This is a genomic window from Nocardia sp. NPDC056541 (assembly GCF_042794235.1).
Lineage (GTDB): Bacteria > Actinomycetota > Actinomycetes > Mycobacteriales > Mycobacteriaceae > Nocardia.
In genome coordinates this window covers 142613-162364 of the sequence record NZ_JBHTUD010000002.1, presented here as the reverse complement: position 1 = coordinate 162364, position 19752 = coordinate 142613, and the positions used below count along the sequence as shown (strand labels likewise).

At 64.5% G+C, this 19752-nt stretch carries 17 protein-coding genes; 7 read left to right on the top strand and 10 right to left on the bottom strand.

Annotated features, from left to right (window positions below):
• Positions 1 to 3: 3 nt before the first annotated feature.
• The 4 genes from ACFQ9R_RS03665 to ACFQ9R_RS03650 all read right to left on the bottom strand — a co-directional run bounded on the left by ACFQ9R_RS03665 (position 4) and on the right by ACFQ9R_RS03650 (position 3916).
• The gene (locus ACFQ9R_RS03665; protein ID WP_378988703.1) at positions 4 to 1821 is read right to left on the bottom strand and encodes a glycosyl transferase; all 1818 of its coding nucleotides are present in this window, start codon (positions 1819 to 1821) and stop codon (positions 4 to 6) included.
• Positions 1822 to 2002: 181 nt separating this feature from the next.
• The gene (gene hemQ, locus ACFQ9R_RS03660) at positions 2003 to 2698 is read right to left on the bottom strand and encodes a hydrogen peroxide-dependent heme synthase (protein ID WP_378988701.1); all 696 of its coding nucleotides are present in this window, start codon (positions 2696 to 2698) and stop codon (positions 2003 to 2005) included.
• A 43-nt stretch (positions 2699 to 2741) separates the two neighbouring features.
• Positions 2742 to 2900: a hypothetical protein gene (locus ACFQ9R_RS03655; protein ID WP_378626730.1), complete on the bottom strand. Its 159-nt coding sequence runs from the start codon at positions 2898 to 2900 to the stop codon at positions 2742 to 2744.
• Between the two features lie 53 nt (positions 2901 to 2953).
• Positions 2954 to 3916, bottom strand: a complete 963-nt coding sequence (locus ACFQ9R_RS03650) for an oxidoreductase (RefSeq protein ID WP_378988699.1) — start codon at positions 3914 to 3916, stop codon at positions 2954 to 2956.
• Between the two features lie 55 nt (positions 3917 to 3971).
• Between ACFQ9R_RS03650 and ACFQ9R_RS03645 the strand changes: the two genes are divergently transcribed.
• A complete protein-coding gene (locus ACFQ9R_RS03645) occupies positions 3972 to 4379 on the top strand; it encodes a MerR family transcriptional regulator (RefSeq protein WP_378988697.1) in 408 nt (135 codons plus the stop codon).
• 45 nt (positions 4380 to 4424) lie between these two features.
• On the opposite strand, the gene ACFQ9R_RS03640 is transcribed toward ACFQ9R_RS03645, so the two are convergent.
• The 3 genes from ACFQ9R_RS03640 to hemE all read right to left on the bottom strand — a co-directional run bounded on the left by ACFQ9R_RS03640 (position 4425) and on the right by hemE (position 7675).
• Positions 4425 to 5015, bottom strand: a complete 591-nt coding sequence (locus ACFQ9R_RS03640; RefSeq protein ID WP_378988695.1) for an HAD family hydrolase — start codon at positions 5013 to 5015, stop codon at positions 4425 to 4427.
• A 149-nt stretch (positions 5016 to 5164) separates the two neighbouring features.
• A complete protein-coding gene (locus ACFQ9R_RS03635; protein ID WP_378988693.1) occupies positions 5165 to 6526 on the bottom strand; it encodes a protoporphyrinogen oxidase in 1362 nt (453 codons plus the stop codon).
• Positions 6527 to 6619: 93 nt separating this feature from the next.
• Complete coding sequence (gene hemE, locus ACFQ9R_RS03630) at positions 6620 to 7675, bottom strand: uroporphyrinogen decarboxylase (protein ID WP_378988691.1); 1056 nt, start codon at positions 7673 to 7675, stop codon at positions 6620 to 6622.
• 317 nt (positions 7676 to 7992) lie between these two features.
• Here hemE and ACFQ9R_RS03625 point away from each other — a divergent pair, with 317 nt between their 5' ends.
• Together ACFQ9R_RS03625 and ACFQ9R_RS03620 are read left to right on the top strand one after the other, a co-directional pair.
• Positions 7993 to 8544 (top strand): DUF3000 domain-containing protein, encoded by a 552-nt coding sequence (locus ACFQ9R_RS03625; RefSeq protein WP_378989124.1) that lies wholly within the window; start codon positions 7993 to 7995, stop codon positions 8542 to 8544.
• Positions 8545 to 8566: 22 nt separating this feature from the next.
• Positions 8567 to 9817, top strand: a complete 1251-nt coding sequence (locus ACFQ9R_RS03620) for an HRDC domain-containing protein (RefSeq protein WP_378988689.1) — start codon at positions 8567 to 8569, stop codon at positions 9815 to 9817.
• 443 nt (positions 9818 to 10260) lie between these two features.
• Here ACFQ9R_RS03620 and ACFQ9R_RS03615 read toward each other — a convergent pair whose 3' ends face one another.
• The 3 genes from ACFQ9R_RS03615 to ACFQ9R_RS03605 all read right to left on the bottom strand — a co-directional run bounded on the left by ACFQ9R_RS03615 (position 10261) and on the right by ACFQ9R_RS03605 (position 16174).
• A complete protein-coding gene (locus tag ACFQ9R_RS03615; protein WP_378988687.1) occupies positions 10261 to 10770 on the bottom strand; it encodes a hypothetical protein in 510 nt (169 codons plus the stop codon).
• A 548-nt stretch (positions 10771 to 11318) separates the two neighbouring features.
• The gene (locus ACFQ9R_RS03610) at positions 11319 to 15848 is read right to left on the bottom strand and encodes a DUF6531 domain-containing protein (RefSeq protein ID WP_378988685.1); all 4530 of its coding nucleotides are present in this window, start codon (positions 15846 to 15848) and stop codon (positions 11319 to 11321) included.
• Positions 15848 to 16174 carry a type VII secretion target gene (locus ACFQ9R_RS03605; protein ID WP_378988683.1) on the bottom strand — a complete coding sequence of 109 codons (327 nt, stop codon included), beginning with the start codon at positions 16172 to 16174 and terminating at the stop codon, positions 15848 to 15850. Before ACFQ9R_RS03605 ends, ACFQ9R_RS03610 begins: the two co-directional genes overlap by 1 nt.
• 560 nt (positions 16175 to 16734) lie before the next feature.
• Between ACFQ9R_RS03605 and ACFQ9R_RS03600 the strand changes: the two genes are divergently transcribed.
• The 4 genes from ACFQ9R_RS03600 to ACFQ9R_RS03585 all read left to right on the top strand — a co-directional run bounded on the left by ACFQ9R_RS03600 (position 16735) and on the right by ACFQ9R_RS03585 (position 19744).
• Positions 16735 to 17265, top strand: coding sequence for a DUF3558 domain-containing protein (locus tag ACFQ9R_RS03600; RefSeq protein WP_378988681.1), 531 nt, complete (start codon positions 16735 to 16737; stop codon positions 17263 to 17265).
• Positions 17266 to 17298: 33 nt separating this feature from the next.
• Positions 17299 to 17685, top strand: a complete 387-nt coding sequence (locus tag ACFQ9R_RS03595; protein WP_378988679.1) for a hypothetical protein — start codon at positions 17299 to 17301, stop codon at positions 17683 to 17685.
• Between the two features lie 152 nt (positions 17686 to 17837).
• Positions 17838 to 18983 carry a hypothetical protein gene (locus tag ACFQ9R_RS03590; protein WP_378988677.1) on the top strand — a complete coding sequence of 382 codons (1146 nt, stop codon included), beginning with the start codon at positions 17838 to 17840 and terminating at the stop codon, positions 18981 to 18983.
• Positions 18980 to 19744 (top strand): ESX secretion-associated protein EspG, encoded by a 765-nt coding sequence (locus ACFQ9R_RS03585; RefSeq protein ID WP_378988675.1) that lies wholly within the window; start codon positions 18980 to 18982, stop codon positions 19742 to 19744. Before ACFQ9R_RS03590 ends, ACFQ9R_RS03585 begins: the two co-directional genes overlap by 4 nt.
• Positions 19745 to 19752 lie beyond the last annotated feature (8 nt).

Genomic DNA, 19752 nt, shown 5'->3' with positions numbered 1-19752 from the left:
CGGTCACACGAGACCGCGCACGTCCCACACCCACACACCGCCCACCTGCTCGGCCGGTACGCCGAGCAGGTCGTCCACGGTGCGACGCAGGGCATCATCGCTCTGTGACGGCGGCAGCACCAGCACATCGGCGCCCCAGTAGCGCAGGTCCGCGACGGCCTGCTCGCGCCGAGCTCGGTCGATGACCGGAACCGTACCGGTCTTGCGGACCAGCATGAGCAGAACGGCGGTGGATCGGGGGTCGGCGCCATAACCGGCCCCACGGTCCGCGCCGACCGGGCCGACGAAGTAGCCGCCGACGAGCGGGAAGGCGAAGTCGGCGTCGATCTGCCATCGCAGCGCGATCGAATCTCCCGAGGTGGGCGGCGGTACGATCACCACCGAGCCGTCCGAGACGTACTGCCGCACAGTGCCGTCGGCGAAGAACGCGGGCGTCCGGGGGCGTTCGGTGACGGGCAGCACGGTCGGCGCGATGGGTAGCAGCGCGAAGGCCAGGGCGCAGAACCAGGCAACGGGTCGCCGCCGCGTGGCAGCGGTGCGCAGCGATTCGATCGCCCGCTGAGTGCCGAGGACCAGGACTATCGCGATGGCCGGAATGGCTATCATGGCCAACCGCGATTCGATCATCCCGTTCAGCGGCGAGATCCATCCGAAGGCCAGCCACGGCATCGGAATCATCGAATACTCACCCTCGCCGAAGCGCACGACGCCGTCGAAGGACAGCACAATGCCCATCGACAGCGTCGTGAACACCACCCCGACGATCACGGCGGCCCGCACGATGCGCTCACGCCGCAGGTAGCACACGGCCGCGGCGACGAGCAGCAGTAGCGGCCAACCGAAGTAGGTGTTGTCCTCGGTCGGATTGATGCTCACATCGGGGCCGAACGAGAACATGCTGCCCGCCGATTCCGGCGAGAACTGCACCAGCGACAGAATGTCGTTGCCGACCCGGCCGATCCCTACGAATCGATACGACTGCGGTCCGGCGAACTGCCACCACAGCCCGAAACCGGTGAGCGTCAGCGTGATCAGCGCCGCGAGCAGTATCGACGGGGCCGCCGCGCGCGCTGTGCGCGCGATGGCACGCGGGGTGCGCAAGTAGGCCAGGGCGAAGGCCGCGAAGCCGAGCGCGAAGATCAGCAGCGGCTCCTCACCCAGCGTGAGCTGCAGCGCGACCAGCAGTCCGAGCGCGACGGCGGCGCGTGGCTGCCAGACCGGTCGCGACCCGACGGTGTTCTCCGCGTGCCTTGCCATCCTGATGACCCGCACAGCGATGAGCGGGAGCAACGCCAGAAAGACGAAATTCGCGTGCCCGTTGGTGTGCGCGATCATCGCGGGTGCGAAGCCGCAGAACAATCCGCCGATGGCCGCGGCGAATTTCGAGCTCACCAGCTCGCGCGAGAATGCCCAGTACCAGGCGAACGCTGTGCTGAACAGGCCGAATGTCAGCGCCGACACGAAGGTGACGGTGGGCCCGAACAGCAGCGTGATCGGGGTGAACGGCACCCCCCAGCCGTACATGAGGGTATTGGCCATCATGTTGATGCCGTCGGGATAGTTCTGCAGCTCGGTGCTGAACGGACTGTCGAGGTGGGTGAGGTTTCGCGCGGTGATGGCGTAGAACCACTCGTACAGCGTCTGGTCCTGATCACTCTTGCTCAGGTAACCACTGCTCGGGTTCCACCACAGCCCGGCGAGGACGAAGACCGCGAGCGACAGGTAGCAACCGGCGACGATCAGGTCGGTGCGCGCCGAGCGCAGCCACTGCGCCGGAGTTCGCCGCGACTCGACCGTTTCCGGTGCGGTTCGATCGGTCACTGCTGTGTCGGATCGACCCTCTTCGGTTCGATCCGTTCCCCACCCTGATACCACGCGCGAATCTCTCTCACCCTCAACGCCACAATCGGCCCGCTCACGATACTCGAGTGGGAGACCGCGGCGATACCAGGCCGAGGAGAAAGACCCTCTCCACGGAGAGGGCCTTCGGTGTCTGAGCCGCTTACGGCAGTGCGGTGAGCAACTGTTCGACCTCGACGCGCGGGCCGGTGAAGAACGGCACTTCTTCGCGCACGTGCAACCGCGCCTCGGTGGCCCGCAGGTCACGCATCAGGTCCACGATCCGGTGCAGTTCGGGGGCCTCGAAGGCGAGGATCCACTCGTAGTCGCCCAGCGCCATCGAGCTCACGGTGTTGGCCCGCACGTCCGGATATCCGCGCGCTTCCTTGCCGTGATCGGCGAGCATCTTGCGCCGCTCCTCGTCGGGGAGCAGGTACCACTCGTAGGACCGCACGAACGGGTAGACGCAGATGTAGTTCCCCGCGTCCTCGCCTGCCAGGAACGCGGGAATGTGGCTCTTGTTGAACTCCGCGGGCCGGTGCACCGCCACATTGCTCCAGACCGGCGCACTCGCCCTGCCCAGCTCGGTGGTCCGCCGGAAATCGGAGTACGCGGCCTGCAGGTCCTCGACCCGCTCGGCATGTGTCCACAGCATGAAATCGGCGTCGGCCCGCAGCCCCGCCACGTCGTAGATCCCGCGCAGCACCACGCCCTTGTCGGCGAGTCCGTCGAAGAACTCCTGTGCCTCCTTGATCGCCCCGGCCCGGTCCTCACCGAGCACGCCCGGCTGAACCTGGAACACCGAGAACATCAGGTAGCGAATGGTGGAGTTGAGAGCCTGGTAGTCGAGTCGCGCCATGGATCTATGGTGCCACTGCGGCGTTTTCGCCCGCGGTCGGGGCTCAGTCCCCTACCGGTCTGCTCGCCCGCCACGGCGACGACTCGTCACTGCCGAACACCGAGGTCACCGTCGTCGCCTCACCGTCGTGAAGTTCGACCGGACCGAGATCGGGATCGAGAATCAGGCTTCGCTCGTTGCGCTGCTCACCGGCAATGGTCACAGCGGGCGATCATGCAGTATCGCTATCGCCGATGCCCGCTGACACGCCGCTGGTCAGCCGGAGAAGCTGTCGAGTCCAGTGAGCTCACTGGACAGAGTCCAGAGACGGGCGGCGGCAGCGGGGTCGACGGCCCACGGCTTCACGCCGCCGACGAGCATATCGTCGTCGGTGGCGACTTCGGCGATATCGCAGTCCTGGCAATAGGCACCGCCGTGCCCCGCGAGCGGTGCGGCAGTCGCCGCCCAGACTGCTGTCGCCGCCCCCTGCGCCGGGGTTTTGAAGCCCTCGGCCCGACTACCGTCACTGCCGATCCAGCCCTGCGCGATCTGTTCCGCACGGGGGATGCGGCGTTGCAGTGGCGTGAGGATGCTGCCCGGGTGCACCGAGTACGCGTTGATTCCCGTCGCCGCGCCGATCGCGTCGAGGTGGGTGGCGAACAGTGCGTTGGCGGTTTTGGACTGACCGTAGGCTCTCCAGGTGTCGTAGTCGCGGCTGAAATGTAGGTCGTTCCAGCGGATACCGGACAGGAAGTGGCCCGACGATGCCACCGCCACCACACGAGCCCCGCTCCGGGCCAGCGCCGGACGCAAACGGTTGACCAGTGCGAAGTGCCCGAGATGATTGATCGCGAAGTGCGCTTCCCAGCCCGGCCCGACATCCCGGCATGGGTAGGCCATCACCCCGGCGTTCGCGATGATGACGTCGATGCTCCGGCCGGTATCGAGAAAGCGTTCACTGAACACCCGCACACTGTCGAGATCGGCCAAGTCGAGTTCATCGACCTCCGCGTTATCGACGTCGCACAACGCTTTTCGCGCCGCTTCGACCCGGCGGGCCGGCACGACCACCTGCGCCCCGGCACGCGCCAACGCCGCGGTGGCCTCCTTGCCGAGACCTGAATAACCACCGGTGACCAGGACCGTCTTTCCCGTGAGGTCGACGCCGTCGACGACTTCGCCGACCGTGCTGCGCGGTCCGAACCCGCTACCGATTCTGTGCTGCTCTGTGATCGCCATGCGCTGACGGTAAAATCTAGAGTGCGATCTAGGTCAAGCTGTGAGGACGCACGGGATGAACGAGCTGTCTATCGGTGACGTCGGGCGGGCCACCGGCCTCGGGGTGCACGCCTTGCGATACTTCGAACGGGAAGAACTTCTGTTGCGCCCGATCCCTCGGTCTCCCGGTGGACAGCGCGTCTACGCACCGGCCGACGTCGAATGGCTCCTGCTCTGCAACCGCCTCCGCGAGTCCGGCATGCCGATCGCGACCTTGCGAGTCTTCGCCGGGCTCGTTCGCTCGGGACCGGGAAACGAGCAGGAGCGACTGGCGTTGCTCGAGGCTCACGAACAGTCCGTCCGTGACAGGCTGGCCGAGCTGGCGGCCGACCTCGAGGTGATCCACAACAAGGTCGTCACCTATCGCAAGCATGTCGACGAGGGCACCGCGGTCGGAGTCTGGTCCCCCGAGCCACCGAGCTGACAGACGGCGATGTTTGTTCCGTGGCAGCTGCGCGGCCGGCCACGACTAGCTTCCGCCGTTCACACTGAGTACCGCCAGATCTTCGATCCCTCGGTAGTGAATGCCGGTCATGCCGAGAGACCGTGCGGCGGAGACGTTTTCCGGCCGGTCGTCGATGAACACACAGCGGTTCGGTGCGACACCGGCCGCTTCAGCAGCGATCTCGTAGATGCGCAAGTCCGGTTTCGCGATGCCGACGGCCGCACTGCTGATCACGGTGTCGGCGAAATCGGTGAGACGCATCCGGGCCAGATGGATGTCGAGGTTGTCCATCGCGTTGGTGACCAGGACCAGCGGGACGCGGGCGCGGACCTCTGTCAGCAGATCCCTGACCTGCTCATCGACCCAGAAGTCGACGGCGGCGAAGGCGTCGACCGCCCGGACCGCATCGGGATGACCGCCGAGCGCGGCGGTGATCGAAGCCAGCCACTGCTCGGCGGTGATCTGTCCGAGTATGGCCGGGCGGATCTGTTCCGGGGCGAAGGCGGTGGCCAGCACGGGCAGCCCGTAGTGCTCCTCGATGTCGCGCTGACGGTCGTGGTCGAATTGACGGAGCACGCCATCCAGATCACACAGCACCGCTTCGAATCTCCGCATCGTCCCAGTCTGCCTGTGCCACGGGGTGACTCACAGCGATCACGCGGCGCCGGTATCGCCTGCCGCCGAGGACACGCCACGAAGCCGGGCCGGAGCGAGGTACCGGAATGGATCGGCCCACACATATCCGGTCGCCGCCGGCATCGGGATCAGCGCTGCGTGCTCGCGATGTACGCGGTAGCCACGCGTTCTGCGGCTGCGGTTCCCGACGCGACGCAGGCGGGAACACCGACGCCGTGTAGGTAGGCGCCCGCTACCGCGATGCTGTCGAGGGGGGCGATAGCCGACTCGAGAGCCGCGATCCGCTCGGTATGGCCGGGGGCGTACTGCGGAAGGCCACCGGGCCACCGTTGGACGACCGCTTCGATCGGGGTGATCGGGATGCCGGTGACGGTGGACAGGTCGGCGACAGCCGCCGCGATGAGGTCGTCGTCGGTCCAGGAGAGCGGCTTGTCGTCGCCGAGCCGGCCGAAGGAGGCGCGGACCAGCGCGACGTCACGCTCGGCCAGATGCGGCCATTTACGACTGGACAGGGTGAACGCCTTGGCGCGCAAGGGTTCTCCGGTGGCGACGAGGATGCCGGAGTTGTCCGGTAGCGCGGTGTCGCGTGGCAGGGCCATCGCGACCAGCGCCGACGAGGACAGTTCGATGCCTGCGGCGGCTCGGGCGGCCTCGGGCGCCACGTAGTGCAGCAGGCGGGCGGTCACCGGGGCAGGCGTAGCGATGACGACACCTTCGACGGCGCCGATCGGGTCGACCACCCAGCCATGGGGTCCGCGGGCGATTCTGGTTGCGGCGGTGGTCGCGACAAAACGCGCGTCCGAAGCCTCGGTCAGTGCGGCCAGCAGGGCTCCGTAGCCGTCGCGCAGCCCACCGAATACCGGGTCCGAGCTGGGCGCGGGCATCGCCGCACCGACAGCCTCCGTAAGACTCGACGCGCCGTCGTCGAGCGCTGCGGCAAGAGTGGGTAACGCGGCGCGGACACCGATCGAAGCACTGATTCCCGCATAAACCCCGCCTAGCAACGGATCGACGCTCCGCTCGACCACCTGCCTGCCGAACCGGTCACCCACCAGAGTCTGCACGTCGATGTCGCAGCCTCGATCCCAGCGCAGCGGCCGCTCCGGCTCCGTGGCGACCCGGGCGAGCGTCGCATCGTCGACCAGCCCGCGCAGCGACTCGGCATCAGACGGAATCCCCATCAGGGTTCGCCCCGGCAACGGATGCGCCGACCCCTGCGCCCAGACCAGCGGCCGTTTCCCCGCGGGCCGCACCAACTGGTCGGCCAGGCCGAGTTCGCTCATCAACTCGATCACCTCGGGCCTGCGCCCCACGAAGGCCTCGGCGCCGAGATCTACTGGCCCCCCGGACAATTCACGAGTGTGCAGCACGCCGCCGACCCGTCCGCTCTGCTCGAGCACGACGATGTCGGCGTCCTCCCCCAACCGCTGCCGCAACCGATAAGCCGCGACGAGCCCGCTGATTCCGCCCCCGATAACCGCGATCCGCATGTACCGACCGTAGCCGTGCGACACGTCGCCCGGTGCGACGCACCGGCTCCGATGTCGGCTGGGTCACCAGCGCGTCTGGTTCGTGAGCCGAAGCTACAGGGAGTGCACCAACTCGACCAGGGCGGTCAGCACACCAGGATCGGTGTCGGGCAGCACGCCGTGGCCCAGGTTGAAGATGTGCCCGGTCGCACCGAGCGTGATCGCCTCGTCGGCTTCGCGCACGATCCGCCGCGTCTCGGCCTCGACAGCGTCGAACCCGGCGAACAGGATCGCGGGATCCAGATTGCCCTGCAAGCCTTTTCCGGCACCGACCCGGCGCACCGCATCGGTGAGCGGCACCCGCCAGTCGACACCGACCACATCGGCACCGGCCTCACCCATGGCACCCAGCAGTTCGCCCGTGCCGACGCCGAAGTGAATGCGCGGCACCCCGGCCGAGGCCACCTCGGCGAACACCCGCTCCGAATGCGGCAGCACGTACTCGCGATAGTCGGCCAGCGAGAGCGCGCCCGCCCAGGAATCGAACAGCTGCACCGCGTCGACCCCGGCCGACAACTGGGCCTGCAGGAACGCGATGGTGATGTCGGTCAGGGCGCCGAGCAGGGCGTGCCAAGTCTTCGGGTCGGCGTGCATCATCGCCTTGGTGCGCTCGTGCTGCTTGCTCGGCCCACCTTCCACCAGGTAGGAGGCGAGGGTGAACGGGGCGCCCGCGAAACCGATGAGCGGGGTGTCGCCGAGCGCGCCGGTGAGCAGTCGCACACCTTCGGTGACCGCGCCGACCTCTTCGGGGCGCAGCCGCGGCAGCGCGCGCACGTCGGCTTCGGTGCGCACCGGGGAGGCGATGACCGGGCCGACACCGGGCACGATGTCGAGGTCGATCCCCGCGGCCTTGAGCGGAACGACGATGTCGGAGAACAGGATTGCCGCGTCGACGCCGTGGCGGCGGATCGGCTGCATGGTGATCTCACACACCAGCTCCGGGTCGAAACACGACTCGAGCATGCCGATGCCCTTGCGCAGTTCCCGGTACTCCGGCAGCGACCGGCCGGCCTGACGCATGAACCACACCGGGCGCCTGCTGGGCGTCGCGCCGGTGGCGGCGGCCAGGAAAGGGGCATCGGTCAACCGGCGGCGGGTGTAAGTGCTCATCGCCGTTCATCCTAAGCGCCGAGCCCGCGGGAACCTCACGCCCCGGCGGGTGTGGGACCGACCACACGTTCCACCGATCAAGTCGTCGATACCCGCCGACCCCGCTCACGTCGCACATCGTGCATCGCGCCGACGCCGAGAATGCACCCTACGCAACGCGACCCGCACGCAACGCGCACGGCGGCGCGCCTCCGACGGCGCCGGGCACCCACGGTCTACCGTTCCTCCTCGTGACACCGCTCGACATCCGCGACGGCGCCGCACCGACCGGGGGAACGCCCCGCGAGCCTGCTTCTTTTCGGGCGGCGGTCGATGCGATGGGCACCGCAACAGTGCACCCCCGAATCGAGCTGGCGCCGATCCGTCCCCCGCAACGGTTGGCGCCGTTCTCCTATGCGCTCGGGGCGGAGGTCATCCACCCCGACAGTCCGGTGGTGCCCACCGACTCCGAGGGCGACGCGTTCGGCAGGCTGATCCTGCTTCACGACCCCGACGGCGACGAGGCCTGGAACGGTGTGTTCCGGCTCGTCGCCTACATCCAGGCCGACATCGACGCCGCATTGGCCGCCGACCCCCTCTTACCCGAGGTGGCGTGGAGCTGGCTGGTCGACTCCCTCGAATCGCGCGGCGAAGCGTTCACCGCCCTCGGCGGCACGGTCACCGCGACCAGTTCGGTCCGCTATGGCGATATCGCGGGCCCACCCCGCGCGCACCAGCTCGAACTGCGCGCGTCGTGGACGGCCACGACCACCGAGATGCGCCGACACGTCGAGGCATTCTGCGAAGTGCTGGCCTTCGCCGCCGGGTTACCCCCCGCCGGGGTCACTCATTTACGACCGGAGTCCTATACCCGCACCGATCGCCCTTGATCGCCACGTAGAGTTCACGTTTATGTCGGTCGCCGAGGAACCCACCGCAGCAGAGCCCCTGCTCGCCCCTGCCGAGGGGGTTCCACCTGTGCTGGCGACCGCCGACGAGGTCGCCGCGGCCGCCAAAACCCTCGCCGCGGGCACCGGTCCCCTGGCTGTCGACGCCGAACGCGCGTCCGGTTTCCGCTATTCGGCCCGGGCGTACCTGATCCAGCTCCGCCGTGAGGGTGCGGGCTCGTTCCTCATCGACCCGATTCCCGTCACCGACGCACTGACCCCGCTGGCCGAGGCGATCAACGACCTCGAATGGGTCCTGCACTCCGCCGACCAGGACCTGCCCGGCCTCGCCGAACTGGGTTTGCGCCCCGCCCGCCTGTTCGACACCGAACTCGGCGGCCGCATCGCCGGCTACGAACGCGTCGGCCTGGCCGCGATGGTCGAAAACCTCCTCGGCCGCTCCCTGCGCAAGGGCCACGGCGCCGCCGACTGGTCGAGCCGCCCGCTGCCCGACGAATGGCTCAACTACGCCGCCCTCGACGTCGAACTACTCCTCGAACTCCGCGACACCGTCGCCGCCGACCTCGACGCCCAGGGCAAACTCGACTGGGCCGCAGAGGAATTCGAGCACGTCCGCACCATGGACCCGCCCGCTCCGAAAGCCGACCGCTGGCGCCGCACCTCCGGCATCCACACCCTGCGCCGCACCCGTCAACTGGCGATCGTGCGCGAACTGTGGACCACCCGCGACGAACTCGCCCGCGCCCGCGACGTCGCCCCCGCCCGCATCCTGCCCGACTCGGCCATCGTCACCGCCGCCACCAGCGAACCCCGCTCGATCGCCCAACTGCGCACCCTCCCCGTCTTCGGCGGCCCCCGCCAGCGCCGCTACTCGCGCGACTGGCTGGCCGCCGTCGAACGAGGCCGCACCCTCCCCGACAAGCAACTCCCCCCACTCACCCTCCCCTTCGACGGCCCGCCCCCGGTCAACCGCTGGGAACGCCGCGACCCCATCGCCGCCGCCCGCCTCACCACCGCCCGCGGCGCCATGGGCGAACTCTCCACCGAACACTCCATCCCGGTAGAGAACCTGCTGTCCCCCGAACTGGTTCGTCGTCTCTGCTGGGACGGACTCCCCGACTACAAGAACGTCGGCACTCCCGAAGAGTTGTCCGCGAAGATCGAGGCCTTCCTCCTCGCCGGCGGTGCGCGCCCATGGCAACGCACCCTTGCGGTTCCAGCCTTGACAAGCGCACTGACTCCGGCATCCGACTAATCCGGCACCGGCCGAGGTTGGTCGGCAAGCGGACATCACCGCCGCGCACTTGCTTATCGCGATTGGCTTCCCTCAGCGCAAGGTGCAAGCCGACACGGTCTGCGAACTGCTTCACGATCGGTGCCGTCTGCCAGGATTCCGTCGGCTGCTGTCGACGGCGTCGCAACCGGATTCGCCTCAGCGAGAGCTGCGGCAATAGGTTTCGGCCCGTACGCATACGATCAACCTCACATATTCACGTTCGTGGGTCGCAAGATTGATCTCCCAAGCGTAGTCCGGCGAGAATTCCCTACCCTCCTCATTCGCCGCGGCCACAACATCAGTACCAGCGTGCGTCATGTGTGGATTTCATCACGAAAGTTCAGATCCTTCCGCCCGACCAGTCCACCGCGAGCTTCGGTCGCGGTGAGGAAGACATCGAAATAGATCTTCTCGTCGCTCTTCTATTTCGAAACAAATCTTTCCCCGCCGCTTCCCCCGGTTGGAATGCGGGCAATTCGCAGGTGCCCCGCGAATGAATTCTCTACCAGGACCGATTTACTTGCAGAATATATCCAGAACTCCGGATCTCGATCGAATATCTCATCAAAATGACTCAATATAAAGTCGGTCCCAATCTCAACCGTCGGCAATGTGAGACTACTCCAGAATATTAGCACTCGGCCGTCCCCGGGCAGGAATCTACGCAAGGCACTGGCCGATTCTTCAATATTAAATTCGATATCTGCAAGAAGATCGATTCCTGCTTCGAACCCATTTGACCGTACCATCGGAATTCCACGGAAACCGACCAAGGCCCGCTCGCTCGCACGCAACATGCTCATGGACATCGAGCAGCCGTACTCCGGTCCTGCCAATCCACGAACGATGGCGACCACCTTCATGTCGAGCGAGTCTAACCAGCGTTTCGGCAACAGATCGGGCCGCGATCCGTACAGATCTTCGATTGTCACACGTTGCCTCCCATTAGTCGCGGAAGTAGAAATGTTGGAATTCCATATTCAGCTAGGACATTAGTAGTGCACCATAGGGAGCCATATATTTGATGCCAGGTCCACTAAATCCAAAAGGCCACGGTTTGGTATTCCATTTCGTAGACGCGTAGGCAATTCACGAGATCGTTCGATACGATTGCAACGTCGTTCTCCCTCACATCGAATAGCTCGTCTATCCATTCGCTAGACGAAGCCAAGCACTCCGCCCACGGAAAGTGTTCCATTCCCGTGCGGAACAGGAATTCTTGCCCAATACCCGATAATTCCAAAATCTGCCTACGCCACTCGGACACCTCTGTCGTATCTAGCGTGTGGTCGGCCAGCGATTGCGGAACAGCGTCCATGCTTGTACACGAAATGAAGTACTCCCTCATGCGAATTGGAATATCGCCGTTGGTACGGTACCGAACTATTTCGATGTTCCGGAATCGAACCAATAGTCGATCTGCCAATTTTCGCTCACGAAGCAACGCCAGCTTGCTGCGAAGTTCCTCACTCGCCATCTACTACTCTCCCGTATAGTACAAGTGGTGGTCACCACCGACCGACTTGTAAATCTTACCCCGCATGTCTTGGCTATTCGGGCCGATTACGTTTACGTCTTCCTGCGGTTGACCGGCATGGAAGTGCGGGTGAGGAGCTTGTGGGTCATTGGTGTGCTCTACGATTACTCGACTTCCTTCAGGCGTTTCATACTGATAGTAACGCCCGTGAGCACCTGGATTTTCCGAGTAGTGATAATTGCTGTGATTTTGCCTATTGTAGTCGTCACCGACCTCCCATTGATGAGTTGGCTGCTGAGAACGAGGAACGCCGGCGCGATCCAGTGCTGCGTTAAATGCCTCTCGCCGGGAATCAAAATATTGGTTGTCCTTACACGCGAGCCCTAGAGGATCGAGCCACGTAAGCGGATTATGAGGATAGATATTGGGATTGGGAGACGGCGAGAGCCCCAACGGATCCTGTGTAAGGTACCTAGCCGACTCCGGATCGTAATACCGATGGTAGTTATAGTGAAGACCTGTTTCGGTGTCGTATTGTTGCCCCTGGAACCGATGGGGCATTTCAGGGCCAGTCCACACGGTTCTACCCCAGAGAGTGCTGGTGGCCGTTGAGGCGATTTCGCCGCTGACGGGGTCGGCGAGATGAGTGGGGCTGCCTTGCAGGTTGGTGACTATTGCCCAGAATTGGCCGTCGACCGATTGGGTGAGAGGGATGTGGGACGTGGGATGGTTGGTCCAGGTGTGGATTCGGACGTATGAAGGGGTAGTGGTGGATTGTTCGGTGAGGTGGACTCCGTCCCAGGCGAATTCGGTGCGGGTTTCGCTGCCGTGATGTTGTTTGGTCGTACGTCGGCCGAAGGGGTCGTAGGTGTAGGTCCAGGTGGCGTTGTCGGGGGTACTGACTTCAATGAGTTGGTCAAAAGCGTTATAGCGATAGTGCCAGATGGCGGGTTTGCGGGAGATCCGGGTTTTCTCTTTGCGGATGAGGCGGCCGGCGGTGTCGTAGTGGAAGCGCGTGCGGCCGGCGCGTACGAGGAGATTCTCGCGGTACTCGAACCGCGAATCACTCGCAGGTTCGGCGGGGTTATATTCGGGGACAACGGGATCAGATGGTGCCGGTAACGTGTAAATGTCGGCGGTGACGAGGTTCGACAGAGCGTCGTAGCTGTATTGCTCGGAGGCACCGCCGCCTGGAACATCGATGTGAGTTATGCGCCCGATCGCATCGAGGGTGTAGTCGCGCCGACGTCTGTTGGAGGGTGTCGTGATGGTGTGGCTGGTAATGTATCCGTCTGGGCGCCAGGCATATTCGTCGCGTTCGAGTAGCCGGATCGGGTCAGCGGTGCGGGGGTCGAGTTGGATGAGTTCGCGGCTGAGGGTGTGACCGGCGGGGCTATAGGTGTTGTGTTGGCCTATTCCGACGGTGTGCCAACTGTTTTGGCGGCCGTTCGAATCATGGGTGAAGTCGAATCGGTGGCCGTTGGTGGTCAGGGCGGCGATCCGACCGGTCGGGGTGTGTTCGTAGTCGGTCGCTGCGCCGCTCGGGGTTGTATACCGAACGCGGCGGCCGTGCTCGTCGTAATCGTAAGTGAGGGGGCGTCCGTCGACGTGTTGGGTCAAGACTCGTCCAGCCGGCGAGTAGGCGAAGGTGACCGCGTGAATAGTGTCGTCGTACACACCATTTCGGGCTGTGGTGAGTTGTCCGGTCTGGGTATATGCGTTGGTGATCCATTCGCCGGTATCGGTGCTGACGCCGGCGAACCTGCCGAGGATGTCATAAGTGTGGCGGCGTTGGACCCCGGTGGGTGTGGTGATGATGGCGGGCCGATTGAGGAGGTCGTGTTCGGTCTGGGTAACTGAGCCGTTGTAGTCGGTTTCGGTGCAGACGTTGCCGGACGGGTCGTATTCGTAGGTCCAGGTGTCGCCGAGGGGGTTGGTGACCGAGGTGAGTCGACGTTCGGTGTCGTGGGTGTAGGAAGTAACTGCACCATCAGCGGTTTCGCGGGTGGCGACCAGATCGAAAGTGCCGTAGGTGTAGCGGGTGATGGCGCCGATCTGGTTGGTGTGGGTGAGCAGGTTCGCTTCGCTGTCATAGGCCCACGACTGTGCGGTGCCGTCAGCATCGTTGCGCGACACCAGCTTTCCCTCGACCGAGTACTCCTTGGTGCTGATGTTGCCGAGGGGATCGGTGATTGTGACCGGTCGGCCGAACATGTCGCGCTCGACGGTGGTGACAGCGTTCCCAGGTTCGGTGATTCGGATCGGTAGCCCGGCCGCATCGACATCAATACTGGCGGCGGCACCGGTCGAGAGCGTGATCGACGCCGGAGCACCGCACGGGTGGTGGGTGTAAGCGGTCGAGACGCTGTCGGCGTCGGTGGTGGTGGTGAGATTGCCGGTCTCATCATAAGTGCGGGTGATGGTGGTGCCGTCGACATCGGTGATCGTGGCAGGACGTCGCGGTGCGGCGTAGCTGACTGTGATGGAAGCATTGTCGGGGCGTCGAACCAGGACCAGGTCACCGTCGGGGTTGTAGAGGTAGATGGTGGTGTTGGCGTAGGCATCGACGTAGCGGACCGGTTGGCGGTACTCGTTGTAGTCGGTGATCGATGTCGCGCCGCGTGGGTCGATCAGGTTGCGCAGGCAGAGGTCTTCGTCGAATTCGAAGGTGGTGGTGGCGCCGAGGGAGTTCGTATGGTGGGTGCGCGAGCGCCCGAATTCGGGAAGCGGTTCATACGCGAAAGTCGCTGACAGGATGCCGTCGGTGCCGACCTGCTTGATGACCCGTCCGGATCGGTCGTAGCTGTTGTGCATTTCTGTGCCGCGGGAGTCGCGCCATGACAGCATGCGGTGTTGTTCGTCGTAGCTGAAGGTCGTAGTCGCGGCGACACCGTTGGTCACGGCGACGAGATCACCTGCCGTGTAGCCGAATTCGCGGACAATGGTTTCGAGCGCTTCACCGGTCGGGGTCGTACCGAGCACTGTCAGGGCGGTAACACGGTCGTCGGTGGTGTCGATCCGGACGCGGTACCCGCCGGAGTGGGTGACTTCGGTGGGGTGGCCGGTGTCGCTGTAATGGAAGGTGATTCGGTTGTGGTGGCGATCGGTGATCTCGGTGATCGGATAGGTGCCGAGAGGGGTTTCCGAACCGGCCGACGCTGCGGTGGGCCGAAAGCTCCAGGTGAGCTCGCGGTCTGGGTCGTGAACTGAGTATCCGCCTGTTTCGGTGCGGGTCATGGTTGCGCGAATGCCCTTGTGTACCGGATGAACTGGGAGGTCCGGGGCGGTGTGGGGGAACTGCCACAGCTCACCGTCGGGTCCGACGAAGCGGACTCCGACCTGGTCGACTTCGACCCGCATATCCAGTGTCGCGGCCCAGGAAGGCCCGAACCATCGGCCGAAGCGATACGAAGAACGATGGCGGCGGGTCAACACCAACGCCAACACCCCAGGCAGCTCGATATCGGTTGCGGGGAGCAGGAACTCGCCGGTCGCGACGTCGACCGGGTCACCACAGTCGGTGGTTTGCTTCGCGGTCTTGTTCAGGTCCGGCTTATCGGAGCCGGACTGGTCGGGAAGCTTGCTCGTCTCCGGCGTGCTCGCCGGTTTCGTGGTCCCTGGGGTGTCCGGGTTATCAGTTGTCTTCGACGGTGTATCAGGTGTGCTGGCCGGATTCGTGGGCGTGTCAGGCTGTTTGGTAGTCGACGGTGTTGTCGAGGTGTCGGTGTTCTTCGTCGCCGCAGGACTCGTGGTGGTGTCAGCGTTCTTCGAGGTCTTGGACGGGGTCTTCTTGAATGCCTTCGCGATATCACCGAACGCCGACTTCAGCTGCTTGAGCAACGGCTTCAGCTTCGACATCGTCTTAGCCAACTTCGAGAACAACTTCGAAATCGTCGCCACAGTCTTCGCGATATACGCAGTCGCCTGGACCGCGACCAACGGAGTCGCCAAACCGACCGAGAACACCAACTCCGCCGCCCACACCGCGAGACGACCGACAGTCTGTGCGACCAGGTCACGCACAGTTTCGCGGACCGCGGCCACGATCCCACCCGCCATCCGGATCGCCGAGGCTGCTGCGGTCGCGGCGGTGTTGGCCGCGGTGAGCAGGTTCGTGGTGTTGGACGCTGCGGATTGGTAGGCGGTGGCGGTTTGGCCAGTCCAGTCCGCGACATCGGCTGTGACCGCGGCGTTTTGAGCGGTCGCTACCTCGCTGATCCGGGCGGCAACGTTGTCCCAGGTCTTGGCATAAGCCTCGATCTGCGCGGGGTCACCCGCGATCCAATCCAGGGCATCCTGCAATGGCTGGCAGTGCTCGATCAGCCAACCCACGCCGTAACCAGCCAGCGTCCCGAGCGGGTCGACGACCAACGAGACCGCTTCGGCACCGAGACCGACGACACCGAGGCCGACCTCGATCCAGGAACCACCCGAGATCGCGTCGGACAAGTCGGTGACCGAGCTGACCAAGCTAATGCCGGTGGACCAGTCGGTGGTGTCTTCCTTCGCCGCGATCAACGGGTTCGCGGCCATTACAGACCGGACTCTTGGGTCTTGAGCGCAGTGGCGTTGGTGGTGTCACGGCTTGTGAACGCATCAGCAACAGCAGTCAGGTTCGAACTGGTGTCACCGAAGGCATCAATGGCGGCCTGGATCGCGTCGATGCCATCGGTCTCGACCGAATCGACGAACAACGGACCGAGGAAGGCACACAGTTTCCCGAACGCATCCGAGGGGGCCGAGACGGCTTGGGCTGCTTCGAGGGCTTCGGTCAACCCTGAACCGGCCGAGGTGACGTTGGTGGCATGGGTTTTGATCTTGTCCGGGGAGATACTGAGTTCCCCGCCTGCGCCTGTCATGGTGCTGCCCCGCCCCTCGTGTGATGCCACCCCAGGACGGCGGGCACACCCAGCCCGCGACCTGCGATGTCGAACCTGATCGAACAGGTCCTATGCACCGGAAATACCGGTACGTCAGACCTGCGGCACGCAGTGCCAATCGCCGAGCGTAGCGGATACGACAGGGTTGGTCCGTGCGGTGAAATCGATGGAACCAGAAGGGGCTTCGGTGCGTCTAAGGGTGTGAAGGAGTGCCATCGCAGTGGCCGATTGAGCGTGATGCTGTGGATGGGGTGGATCGATGTTGGAGCGCATGACTCGCCACCGTCGGCGTCGCCGTGGGTTGTTGTCGAAGGTTGTCTGCACTCTCGCACCGCGGAACTCGCTGGAGTCGAGGAGGTTTCATGGGGCGGGGCAGTGAGGTGAATTGGGTGCAGTGGTGTCGTAGGCTGTGCGCAACGACGGGGTGGCCGAGTGCGGGGAGCATGCGGGCGGCCGTGGGTTGGTGCGGGCTCGGCCGGACGGTGTGGCTCGGTGATCGGGGAAGACGGAGGATGCTCGTGCTGCGACGGTCTGTGTTGGTGAGCGCGGTGTTGTGTGGGGTGCTTGCGGTGGCGGGGTGTTCCACTACCGAGAGCGGGAAGGCGCAGCCAAGTGCGACCACCGATCAGGCGGCGGCTACTGCGGCCTTGTGGGACCCGTGCAGCCAGATCCCGGATTCCACTTTGACCAGCATGGGGCTGGATGTGGCGTCGAAGCGGTCGGGCATACTCGGTGCCGAGGAGCCCGGTTGGAAAATCTGCGCATGGAGCGCTTCGGCCTACCCACCTGGCTATGGCCTCACTGTTTATACGACGATTCACACAGTCGATGAAGTGCGCCAGAAGTCGACGAACATCGAGTTCAAGGATGTAGCGGTCGCCGGACGTCAGGGCATTCAATTCCGGCAAAGTCATCACGATGCCGATGAGGATTGCTCGCTGGTGTTCCAGACAACTAGTGGGTTTGCTCAGCTAGACATGCTCAACACCGGCGTCAAAGAGCGGAAAACTCCACCGTGCGAACGGCTGCAGCCGATGGCCGCGGCGATTGTTCCGCTTTTCCCGAAGTAGATAGCAAAATACATGTACAGAAGGGTGGGGTGAATGGCAGACGAGAAGTCTCGTTGGGAGACTCTGAAATCCAACGCAGAGTCCGGGAATCTCTACTTGGATCCGTCTGTATCGACGAGCTGTCGTGACGCGTGCAACAGGCAGATAACACTGTTCAGTGAGCTGAAACAGAGCCTGAGCTCTCTCTCGTCGGTGTCCGGCTTGGGTCGCTTCAACGCAGCGGACGAGCTGTCCAAGATGCTCGGAATGAAAGCCATTGGCGGGGAGCGCGATTTCAATACAGCTTTTGAAGAACACATACAGGTTCTCACGCTGATCCGCGACACCATCGAGATCTCGGTGAAGAAGTACGAAGACCAGCAAATAGCCCAAGCGCAAGCGCTGACTTCACAGGGCGCCAACCTTCCCAGTGGTGGTTAAGAATGTCATTCTTGGACAATGTCGTCGGTAGGGCAGTCGTCAACTCCATTCCGGGAGGTAGCACATACCTCTCGTTGAAGGATTACGCCGACGGTAGCAAGCCGACCCGCTCGACGGACGAGAGCCCGGACGCGCATATCGCACGGAATCGGTTGGCGGAGTTGAAAAACGAATTCGACGGCGCCTATCAGAAGCCGCAGGTCGTCTCGTACGACGAACCGAGTCAGATGTCGGACCTGTACGAGCGGGTCTCCGCGATGTCGATGACCGATGTCAACACGCTGCACACCCGCTGGGAGACCCTGCGCAACAAGCTAGAACAGGGTTTCAAGACCTACGACGCCGAAATCGGGAAAGCGATCGGGGAGAAGTGGACCGGTAACGCGGGAGCCAGCGCCGGTGCGGGCATCAAGGACTATGTCGAGAAGTCGGGAAACCTGCTGTCGTCGGCGCAGATGATGGCCGAGAAGGTGAAGGTGGTCGAGTCGGCCATGCAGATCGCCAAGGATCGGGTCCAGCCGCACGAAGGCTCCACGCTCAGCGGGATCGCGAGCTACATCCCCGGACCCACCTGGAAGATGGACAGCCACAACGCCGATACCGCGAAATCGGAAGGGGCGGAGGTGGTCAAGGGCATCTATTACGAGGCGATCAAGATCGCGGACACCGACGTCCCGCTCGTCCCCCAGCCGTACAACCCCTTGGACACCGGCTCGAAGCCGGGCGATGACAACGGCAGCAAGGACGACACCACCGACAAGAAGTCGACCACGCAACAGCCCACCACCGAACAGCCCACGACCGAACAACCGACCACCGAGACGCCGACTACGGAGGACCCCTCCGACGACGACACCGGCGACGACACGACACCGTCGAGCACGGAGCCTGCGGCGACGACACCGCAGTCCACCGTGCCGACCACGCCGACTTCACCGACCGGCACCACCCCCGCGTCGACGACACCGATGGGGACCGGCGGTTCTCCGGGTGGCGGTTCGCCCGGTGCGGGGACACCGGGTTCCGGTGTGCCAGGAGCGGCCGTTCCGGGCACACCGGGTGGCGCGGCCGCGGGGAAGGGCGGTGCCGGTACAGGAGGCGCGGGTTCCGCCGGTTCGGGCCGCGGGATGTCGGGCATGGGCGGTATGGGTGCCGGTGGCGGGAAGGGCGGGAAGGGCGATGACGAGAAGGAATCCGGGACGAAGGACTATCTGATCAATCAGGAGAACGGTGAAGAACTCACGGGGCTCAGCGAGGATCAGCGGGCCAAGACGGTGCCGCCGGTGATCGGCGCATGAGCCAGGGACAGTGGCACTTCAGTGCGCTCGGGTTCACGGTGCTGTGGCGCGCGGCGGATCGCGATGTGCTCCCCTATCCGTTGCAGACGCAGGCGGACGCGGTGACCGTGGACGACTACGACCGGCTGTGGCAGGACGAGGCCCAGCGGATTCTGCCGATATTCGACCACTCGCTGGACGCGGCGCTGCAAATTCTGCTCGAGCCGGAAGCGCGATTCGAGCTCGCCGGGTACGGCGACGGGGAGAAGTTGCGGTCGTTCGCGGCGGTGCGGGGGCAGCAGGCGGTGCTGGTGGAACAGCAGCGGGTGCCGCTCGACCACGAGGGCGGTGACATCCGGATGAGCATGCTCGAGATCGAACAGCTGCCCGACAAGCTCCTTGCCCGGCTGCCGAAGACGGGGGCGGCGGGCGGGGACGTGTTCTCGATGAACAGCAACGACTTCGACGAGGAAGCACCCTACGATCCGTGGGCGGCCGACCGGCGCACGCCGCAGCAGAAGGCGGATGATTTCTTCGGGCGGCCCCGGTCGACGCTGGTATACGTGGCGGGCTATCCGGGCGCCGCGACGGACAACCGGCCACAACCCGGACAGGGCTTCCACGTGATGGATTTCCCGGATGGGCGCTACCTGGTCACCGAACGAGGCTCTGTGATCGAGGCGCGACCGGGTGATACCGGCGATGCTCGAGGGTCGTTGGTGCGGTTGATGAAATCGGCCATCGCGATCTATCGCGAAGACAACGAACCCGCCTACCGATAGACACGCAT

What these genes read in the sequence shown, in the direction of transcription:
- hemQ (WP_378988701.1), bottom strand. Translation starts at nt 2,698, where the DNA reads ATGGCGCGACTCGACTACCAGGCTCTCAACTCCACCATTCGCTACCTG.
- ACFQ9R_RS03650 (WP_378988699.1), bottom strand. Translation starts at nt 3,916, where the DNA reads ATGGCGATCACAGAGCAGCACAGAATCGGTAGCGGGTTCGGACCGCGC.
- ACFQ9R_RS03645 (WP_378988697.1), top strand. Translation starts at nt 3,972, where the DNA reads ATGAACGAGCTGTCTATCGGTGACGTCGGGCGGGCCACCGGCCTCGGG.
- ACFQ9R_RS03640 (WP_378988695.1), bottom strand. Translation starts at nt 5,015, where the DNA reads ATGCGGAGATTCGAAGCGGTGCTGTGTGATCTGGATGGCGTGCTCCGT.
- ACFQ9R_RS03635 (WP_378988693.1), bottom strand. Translation starts at nt 6,526, where the DNA reads ATGCGGATCGCGGTTATCGGGGGCGGAATCAGCGGGCTCGTCGCGGCT.
- hemE (WP_378988691.1), bottom strand. Translation starts at nt 7,675, where the DNA reads ATGAGCACTTACACCCGCCGCCGGTTGACCGATGCCCCTTTCCTGGCC.
- ACFQ9R_RS03625 (WP_378989124.1), top strand. Translation starts at nt 7,993, where the DNA reads ATGGGCACCGCAACAGTGCACCCCCGAATCGAGCTGGCGCCGATCCGT.
- ACFQ9R_RS03620 (WP_378988689.1), top strand. Translation starts at nt 8,567, where the DNA reads ATGTCGGTCGCCGAGGAACCCACCGCAGCAGAGCCCCTGCTCGCCCCT.
- ACFQ9R_RS03610 (WP_378988685.1), bottom strand. Translation starts at nt 15,848, where the DNA reads ATGGCCGCGAACCCGTTGATCGCGGCGAAGGAAGACACCACCGACTGG.
- ACFQ9R_RS03605 (WP_378988683.1), bottom strand. Translation starts at nt 16,174, where the DNA reads ATGACAGGCGCAGGCGGGGAACTCAGTATCTCCCCGGACAAGATCAAA.
- ACFQ9R_RS03595 (WP_378988679.1), top strand. Translation starts at nt 17,299, where the DNA reads ATGGCAGACGAGAAGTCTCGTTGGGAGACTCTGAAATCCAACGCAGAG.
- ACFQ9R_RS03585 (WP_378988675.1), top strand. Translation starts at nt 18,980, where the DNA reads ATGAGCCAGGGACAGTGGCACTTCAGTGCGCTCGGGTTCACGGTGCTG.